The organism is Streptococcus sp., from assembly GCF_019414905.1.
Taxonomy (GTDB): Bacteria; Bacillota; Bacilli; order Lactobacillales; family Streptococcaceae; genus Streptococcus.
The window spans coordinates 1-3,548 of the sequence record NZ_DXLC01000012.1 but is presented as its reverse complement, the minus strand read 5'-3'; the positions used below and the strand labels follow the sequence as shown (position 1 = coordinate 3,548).

At 37.7% G+C, this 3,548-nt stretch carries 5 protein-coding genes; all 5 read right to left on the bottom strand.

Annotated features, from left to right (window positions below; all coding sequences use genetic code 11):
- Positions 1–1,131: F0F1 ATP synthase subunit alpha (atpA, locus tag QZ359_RS00265; protein ID WP_293947422.1), on the bottom strand; the 1,131-nt coding region annotated here is incomplete at its 3' end.
- A gap of 14 nt (positions 1,132–1,145) precedes the next feature.
- Positions 1,146–1,682, bottom strand: coding sequence for a F0F1 ATP synthase subunit delta (locus QZ359_RS00260; protein ID WP_261032576.1), 537 nt, complete (start codon positions 1,680–1,682; stop codon positions 1,146–1,148).
- A complete protein-coding gene (gene atpF, locus QZ359_RS00255) occupies positions 1,682–2,176 on the bottom strand; it encodes a F0F1 ATP synthase subunit B (protein WP_293947420.1) in 495 nt (164 codons plus the stop codon). Before atpF ends, QZ359_RS00260 begins: the two co-directional genes overlap by 1 nt.
- A gap of 13 nt (positions 2,177–2,189) precedes the next feature.
- Positions 2,190–2,900 carry a F0F1 ATP synthase subunit A gene (gene atpB, locus QZ359_RS00250; RefSeq protein ID WP_000392870.1) on the bottom strand — a complete coding sequence of 237 codons (711 nt, stop codon included), beginning with the start codon at positions 2,898–2,900 and terminating at the stop codon, positions 2,190–2,192.
- Positions 2,901–2,933: 33 nt separating this feature from the next.
- Positions 2,934–3,134, bottom strand: coding sequence for a F0F1 ATP synthase subunit C (locus QZ359_RS00245; RefSeq protein WP_293947419.1), 201 nt, complete (start codon positions 3,132–3,134; stop codon positions 2,934–2,936).
- Positions 3,135–3,548 lie beyond the last annotated feature (414 nt).

Below are 3,548 nucleotides of genomic sequence, written 5' to 3'. Positions count from 1 at the left end.
GAGATGTGTATAAGAGACAGGTGCAGAACCACCTACACGAGATACAGATGAACCCGCGTCAATGGCTGGACGAATACCCGCATTGAAGAGACCATCACCAAGGAAGATTTGTCCATCAGTGATTGAAATCACGTTGGTTGCGATATAGGCAGAGATATCTCCTGCTTGTGTCTCGATAAATGGTAGGGCTGTAATAGATCCACCACCAAGTTCATCAGAAACTTTAGCTGAGCGCTCAAGCAAACGGCTGTGAAGATAGAAAACATCCCCTGGGAAGGCTTCACGACCTGGAGGACGACGAAGCAAGAGTGACAGTTCACGATAAGCTACCGCTTGTTTTGATAAATCATCATAAACAATCAAAACATGTTTCCCTTGGTACATAAATTCTTCTGCCATAGCAACCCCAGCATAAGGAGCTAGGAAGAGCAATGGAGATGGTTGTGAAGCAGAGGCTGTCACAACGATTGTGTAATCCAAGGCACCGTACTGACGTAGTGTTTCTACTTGCGTACGAACTGTTGATTCTTTTTGTCCAATCGCTACGTAGATACAGATCATATCTTGACCTTTTTGGTTCAAGATTGTATCAATCGCAATGGTTGTTTTCCCTGTCTGACGGTCACCGATAATCAACTCACGTTGACCACGACCAATCGGTACAAGGGCGTCGATAGCTTTCAAACCAGTTTGCAATGGTTCTGATACAGACTTACGTTGCATAACACCAGGAGCTTGCGCTTCTACTGGACGAGTTTTATCAGTGTGGATTTCTCCAAGACCGTCAACTGGACGACCAAGCGGATCCACAACACGACCAATCAGACTTTCACCTACTGGGACTTCCATGATTTTCCCTGTACGGCGGATTGTATCGCCTTCACGGATATCTGTAAAGTCACCTAGGATGATAATACCAACGTCTGTTGACTCCAAGTTTTGAGCCATACCATAAGAGCCGTTTTCAAAAATCAACAACTCTCCACTCATGGCATTTTCAAGGCCGTGAGCACGCGCGATACCGTCCCCGATATAGGTTACAACACCTGTTTCAGTCACATCAAAATTGGGTTTGAAATTTTCAATTTGTTGCTTAATTAAAGCGCTGATTTCTTGTGCGTTAATTGCCAAAAGAACACCACTTTCTATTTCAAATTTTCTTTAACAACTTTAAGTTGTTGTTTAATACTCACATCAATTGTCTTGTGATTGGCAAAAATGACAAAACCACCAATAAGACTTTCATCGATTTGTTCTTTTACACTCCTTACTTTAAGAGACATTTTTTTCTCAATCAAAGGGAACAAGCGACTCTTCTGTTCATCAGTTAAAGGATGAGCTGAAGTAATCGTCACTTCAAATCGATTTGTTTCTTTTTCAAGTCGGTTCAAGCAATCTACAAGAATATCATAAAAAAGATTTGCTCTGTGATTGTAGATAAGAACCTGGATAAAGTTTTGCAATAAAGATGACACTGAATCTTGGAAGAACGCAATCGTTTTTTCCTTGTCAGACTCGTCTACTGCCACTTTTTTTAAAAAAGAAGGTAAGCCTGTTTCTTCAGCAACTTGCTTGATTTGAGCTAAGTCTGAAAAGATACGGTCTTCTTCTCCTTTTTCTAAAACCAATTGGACAAAAGGCATGCTGTATTTTTCAATTACCTTTACTGTTTTCTTGTCCATTAAGCTTCTCCTAACTGATCGATATACTGATCAATAAGTTCTTTATGGGCATGACCGTCAAGGTTTTGTGAGATGATTTTACCAGCCAAGCTGATTGTCAAATCTACTACCTCACCCTTAACACTTTGTAAAGCTTCAGCTTTATTTTGAGCAATTTCTTGGTTCGCTTTTTCTTTCAAGCGTCCTGCTTCTAGCTTAGCATCTGCTAAAATACTAGCTTTGCTTTTCTCAGCTGTTTCTTTCGCATTCTCAATGATTGTCTTAGCTTCTTTACGACTACCAGCCAATTCATCTTCGCGTTTTTGAGCCAATACTTCTGCTTTTTGACGTGCTTGTTCAGCTCCGTCAATATCTGCTGCAATTTTTTCTGCTCTTTGTTCGAAAATGCTAGCCAAATTTGACCAAGCGTATTTCTTAACCAAGACTAGCAAGAGAATAAAGGAACCAGCGATTAGTATAAAATCACCAAGTAATTCACCTACTGTTACATTCATAAACTACTCCTTTCTATTCTTCATCATTAATTTTATTTCCTAGGTACATTGAAGATAACAATGTAAATACATATGCCTGTACACAAGAAATAAAAACAGAAAATGCAGTCCAGATTAGATTTGTTCCAAAAGCAATAGGATACCAATAGAAGGCCTGATGAGAAAGTAGGACTAACATACTTGCCATCACTTCCCCTGCAAAGATATTACCAAAGACCCGCAATGCAAGTGAAAGGAGATTGGTAACTTCTTCCAAGAGATTCATTGGTGTCATAAAACCTGGTGTTACAAATGCTTTTAAATACTTTTTGATTCCACGACGACGAATTCCTTCTACGTGGGTCATTAAGATAATTGTAAAAGACAAGACCAAGTCAAATGACAAATTTGCTGTTGGTGAGGTCCAAAGATTTACACCATCTGTAGTCTGAATTCTAGCCATTAAGCCAATATTATTTGCAATGGCCATAAATAGGAATAAACAGAAATAAAAGAGAGAATAATCCTTTATCATTGGACCAAGGTTTGATTTTGTAAATCCAACAACAAAATCAAATAAATACTCTAATACATTTTGTTTTCCTGTGGGTCTCAAAGTCATATTTCGAGTTGCCCAATAAATAAAGCCAAAAATAAGTGCTACAGTCAACAAAGTCAAAACTACTATGGTTAAATTAAAGGTAACAGGACCAATATTGATGGTTGGATTAATACTTTCTTCCATCTAAAATCCTCCCTTTTTCAATTTATACTTCTTTTATTTGATGATAAATGACAGGACAAGAGTAACGAAGAAAGTACCTTCAATAAAGGCAACCCCTAGGATCATCAAACTACGTAGTTCTGAGATGATATCTGGTTGGCGAGCAACTGATTTCAACAAACCGTTCATCAACATACCTTCACCAAGAGATACACCCATACAGGCAAGACATAGACCGAAAAATGTTAAATTCATGACGAATTCTCCTTTTAATTAAAATTTACTTACTTAGTTTAGTCCTAAAAATTGGATTTGTCAACTTTTTACTTACGTTGAAAGCGTTTAATGAAAATTATTTACAATTTTACTATTTTTTAGCTTATTATATAGAAAACTTTGGAAAAAACTTGTAATAAATCCGTCTATTATCTAGGTCTTTCTGAAAAATAATGAAAAATCCGAGATGAAATCTCGGATGGAAATTAATATATTTTCTTTAACCTAAGGTTCTTTTAGTAAGTAGGATTAAAGGGAAAGCAACTAGAAAGCTTTCGTCTCCTACATGTTTATTAAGCACGCACTGTGACGCTGGTTCCATCTTCTTTATAAAGATTGATAAGACCTTCTTTGAGCGCACGAACCATATCTCCAGCTTGAACAGGTTGTGGG

What these genes read in the sequence shown, in the direction of transcription:
- atpF (WP_293947420.1), bottom strand. Translation starts at nt 2,176, where the DNA reads ATGAATGTAACAGTAGGTGAATTACTTGGTGATTTTATACTAATCGCT.
- atpB (WP_000392870.1), bottom strand. Translation starts at nt 2,900, where the DNA reads ATGGAAGAAAGTATTAATCCAACCATCAATATTGGTCCTGTTACCTTT.
- QZ359_RS00260 (WP_261032576.1), bottom strand. Translation starts at nt 1,682, where the DNA reads ATGGACAAGAAAACAGTAAAGGTAATTGAAAAATACAGCATGCCTTTT.
- QZ359_RS00245 (WP_293947419.1), bottom strand. Translation starts at nt 3,134, where the DNA reads ATGAATTTAACATTTTTCGGTCTATGTCTTGCCTGTATGGGTGTATCT.